Genomic DNA, 3,819 nt, shown 5'->3' on the forward strand with positions numbered 1-3,819 from the left:
GTACGATCACCCCGGTATGCGATTCGCAAGCGCTTGTCGTGCTTCGGTTCTTGCAGCGACCGTATCAATTTTCATGGGAGATACGATTACCCCAACTTCTGGATGCTCTCCTGATCGAGATCTCGTCAACGATTCTTCCGTGGGCTTCCGTCTTCGGCCGCTCCCGGCGCCGTCGATCAATGGATCTCGGCAACCGCTGCCCCCGCGAGCAGATACGCCCCTTGCTCAGCCTTCAGCGCAATGCGCCCTGCGCGATGGGCCGGCACCAGCATTTCCATCTTCATGGCCTCCATCGTCGCGATGGCGTCGCCCTGGGCGACAGTGTCGCCGTCGGCCACCTTCCACGATTGCAGCGTTCCGGCGATCGGTGCGGCAACCGATGCGGGGTCTGCGGCCACCGGTGTTTGCGCCGCGGCTGGCGATGCAGCACCGCCAGTCACGGCCTGCAAGCCGCGCAGGAGTTCGGTCGGGAGCCCAAGCGCCATGCGGCGCCCGTCGATCTCGATCACGGTGCGCACCAGGGCTGCATCGGGCGCGGGCAGTTCGCTGCGCACGGTGGCGGCCAGGATGTTGGCGAAGTCGGTCTCGATCCAGCGCGTATGCACCTTGAACACATCGTCCGATGTGAAGTCCGGCTGCTCCATCACCGCGCGGTGGAACGGCAGCACCGAGGCCACGCCCTCGATCCGGAACTCCTTGAGCGCCCGCCGCGCGCGGGCAATGGCCTGCGCGCGCGTTGCGCCGGTGACGATGAGCTTGGCCATCAGCGAGTCGAAAGTGCCGGGCACCACGGAACCCGACAGCACGCCGGTGTCCACGCGCACGCCCGGGCCCGAAGGCGCCTCGAACAGGCGCACCTGGCCGGGCGTCGGCAGAAAGCCGCGGCCCACGTCTTCGGCGTTGATGCGAAACTCGAAGGCGTGGCCACGCGGCACCGGTGTGTCGGTAATCGACAGCGGCAGGCCATCGGCCACGCGAAGTTGCTCCACCACCAGGTCGATGCCCGAGGTTTCCTCGGTCACGGGGTGCTCAACCTGCAGGCGGGTGTTGACCTCGAGGAACGAGATCGCGCCCGTGCCGCTGAGCAAGAACTCCACGGTCCCGGCGCCGACATAGCCGGCCCTGGCGCACACGTCGCGCGCCGACTGGTGGATGCGCGCGCGCTGCTCGTCGGTCAGGAAGGGCGCGGGCGCCTCTTCGACCAGCTTCTGGTTGCGCCGCTGCAGCGAGCAGTCGCGCGTGCCGAGCACCACCACGTGGCCGTGGGTGTCGGCGATCACCTGCGCCTCGATGTGGCGCGGCCGGTCGAGAAACTGCTCCACAAAACACTCGCCGCGGCCGAAGGCGGTTACGGCCTCGCGCACCGCCGATTCGTAAAGGTCGGCCACCTCGTCCATGCGCCAGGCCACCTTGAGACCACGCCCTCCTCCACCGAAGGCGGCCTTGATGGCGATGGGCAGACCGTGCTGTTCGGCGAAGGCGAGCACTTCCCGCGCGTCGTTCACCGGCCCGGGCGTGCCCGCGACCAGCGGCGCCCCGACCTCCAGCGCGATCTTGCGCGCCTGCACCTTGTCCCCCAGCGCATCGATGGCCTCTGGCGGCGGGCCGATCCAGGCGAGACCGGCCGCGATGACGGCGCGCGCAAAGCCTGCGTTCTCCGACAGGAAGCCGTAGCCCGGGTGCACAGCGTCGGCGCCGCTGCGCGCGGCCACGGCCAATAGCTTGTCGATGTTCAGGTAGGTGTCGGCGGGGCGCTGGCCGTCCAGGCCATAGGCCTCATCGGCCATGCGCACGTGCAACGCGTCCAGGTCGGCGTCGGCATACACGGCGACCGACTTCACGCCGTAATCGGCGCAGGCGCGCACGATGCGCACGGCGATCTCGCCGCGATTGGCAATCAGGACTTTTTTCATGGGGTACCGAATGGGTGGATGGGGTTGAAGCGCAGGCTGGCGCCGATGGGAATCTGCCCCGCGAGGTCGAGGTGGTAGCTGGCAACGGCGCCAATCACCGGGTAGCCGCCCGTGAGCGGGTGGTCTGCCATGAACAGCACGGGCTGCCCGCTCGGCGGCACCTGCAAGGCGCCGAGGGCTGTCCCTTCGCTGGGCAACTCGGCTGCGTTGGCGCGGGTCAATGGCTCTTCGCCGGCCAAGCGCAGGCCGACGCGGTTGGACTGCGGCGTGACCTTCCACACCTGGCTGGACAGCAGCGCCACCGCCTCGGGCGTGAACCAGTCAGTGCGCGGGCCCATCACCGCGTCGAGCGTGACGATCTGCTCCGTCGTGGGCAGATCGGCGGGAGGCTGCTCGTGCAGACCCACGATGGCACCGCGCACCACCGAACGTACCGGCAACACATCACCGGCCGCGATGGGTGCGGGGCCGACGCGGGCCAGCGTGTCGGTCGAGCAACTGCCGAGCACCGGCGCGATGTCGAAGCCGCCGCGCACCGCGAGATAYGAGCGAATGCCCGCGCGCGGCGAGCCCAGCATGAGGCTGTCGCCGTCCGACAGGGCGATCGCGTGGTAGCCAGGCGCGGACCAGGTCGTACCACCGACAGTGGTGATGACGATGGGCGCATCGGCGCCGGTGAAGGCCACCACGGCCTCGCCGCGGCAGACGCACTGGAAGCCGCCGTAGACGATCTCCACGCAGGCCGCATCACTGGTGTTGCCGACCAGCCTGTTGGCCGCGCGCAATGCCCCCTGGTCCACCGCACCCGAAGCCGACACGCCCTGCCCCGCCTGACCGGGGCGGCCCGTGTCCTGGAACAGGGCCTGCAAGCCGGTGCTGCGAATCTCCAGCGCGGCGCCATGGGGATCGACGGCGATGGATGCTGCGGCCGGCTGGGGCGCCAATGCGGGCGACGGCCCCGCAGGTCGACCGGCCATGTCAGTGAAGCGAACGCGGAATCCCGGTTGCAGCAAAGCCGGCACCTCGCGCCCCAGGTCCCACATCGGCGTAGCCGTCACGCCAATGATCTGCCAGCCGCCCGGGCTGGCCTGCGGATAGACGCCGCTGAAGGGCCCTGCCAGCCCCACGGCACCGGCCGGGATGCGCGTGCGCGGTGTGGTGCGGCGCGGCACGTTCAGTCCCGAGTCGCCGCCGCTCAGGTAGGCAAAGCCCGGTGCAAAGCCGGTGAAGGCAACGGTGTACTCGCTGCCCGTGTGACGACGGATCACCTCGTCACGCGAAATGCCCAGCATCTGCGCGACCTCGTCGAGGTCTTCACCAATGTAGTCGACGGGGATCTCGATCAGCGTGCCAGTGCGTTCGACCTGCGCCGTGAGGCTGCGCGCGCCGATGCGCTYGAGCAGCGCCGCGTGCGATACCTTCGCGGGGCGATAGCGAACCAGCAGCGTGCGCGCGGCCGGCACCAACTCTTCGATGCCGTCGATGGGGTCGGTCTGCAGTGAAGCAAGGAGCGCCAGGGTCTGCGGCAGATCGTCGAGTTCGACCAGCAAGGCATCGAGGTTGACCGGCAGAAAGCGCATCATTGAAGTGCCTCCGAGGGCACCGCATCGACAAAGGACTGCACTCTCACGCCCGAGCGCTCGAGCATCGCGCGCACTTCCCGCGCCATCTGGACTGCGCCGGGGCTGTCCCCGTGCACGCAGAGCGAATCGGCCTCGATGCGCACCGTGCTGCCGTCGATGGCCGTAACAACACCCTCCGTCGCCAGTCGCAGCATGCGCGCCGCCACCTCGTGCGCATCGTGCAGCACAGCGCCCTTCTCGCGCCGCGAGACCAGCGTGCCTTGAGGCGTGTAGGCACGGTCGGCAAAAGCCTCCGCCACCGTGCGCAAGCCGCTGGCCTGCGC

Annotated in this window: 3 protein-coding genes; all 3 read right to left on the minus strand. The window is 69.0% G+C overall.

The window, feature by feature from the left end; translation table 11 throughout:
- Window positions 1-176: 176 nt before the first annotated feature.
- Window positions 177-1,913: an acetyl/propionyl/methylcrotonyl-CoA carboxylase subunit alpha gene (locus AC1DY5_RS46100; RefSeq protein ID WP_478121077.1), complete on the minus strand. Its 1,737-nt coding sequence runs from the start codon at window positions 1,911-1,913 to the stop codon at window positions 177-179.
- Window positions 1,910-3,493, minus strand: coding sequence for a 5-oxoprolinase subunit B/C family protein (locus tag AC1DY5_RS46105; RefSeq protein WP_478121079.1), 1,584 nt, complete (start codon window positions 3,491-3,493; stop codon window positions 1,910-1,912). Before AC1DY5_RS46105 ends, AC1DY5_RS46100 begins: the two co-directional genes overlap by 4 nt.
- Window positions 3,493-3,819, minus strand: a 327-nt coding sequence (locus AC1DY5_RS46110) for a LamB/YcsF family protein (RefSeq protein ID WP_478121078.1), incomplete at its 5' end; no start/stop codon positions are given. The genes AC1DY5_RS46110 and AC1DY5_RS46105, both read right to left, overlap by 1 nt.

This window comes from Variovorax sp. P4_D9, assembly GCF_056401695.1.

Coding starts and splice junctions, on each gene's coding strand:
- AC1DY5_RS46100 (WP_478121077.1), bottom strand. CDS start 1,913: ATGAAAAAAGTCCTGATTGCCAATCGCGGCGAGATCGCCGTGCGCATC.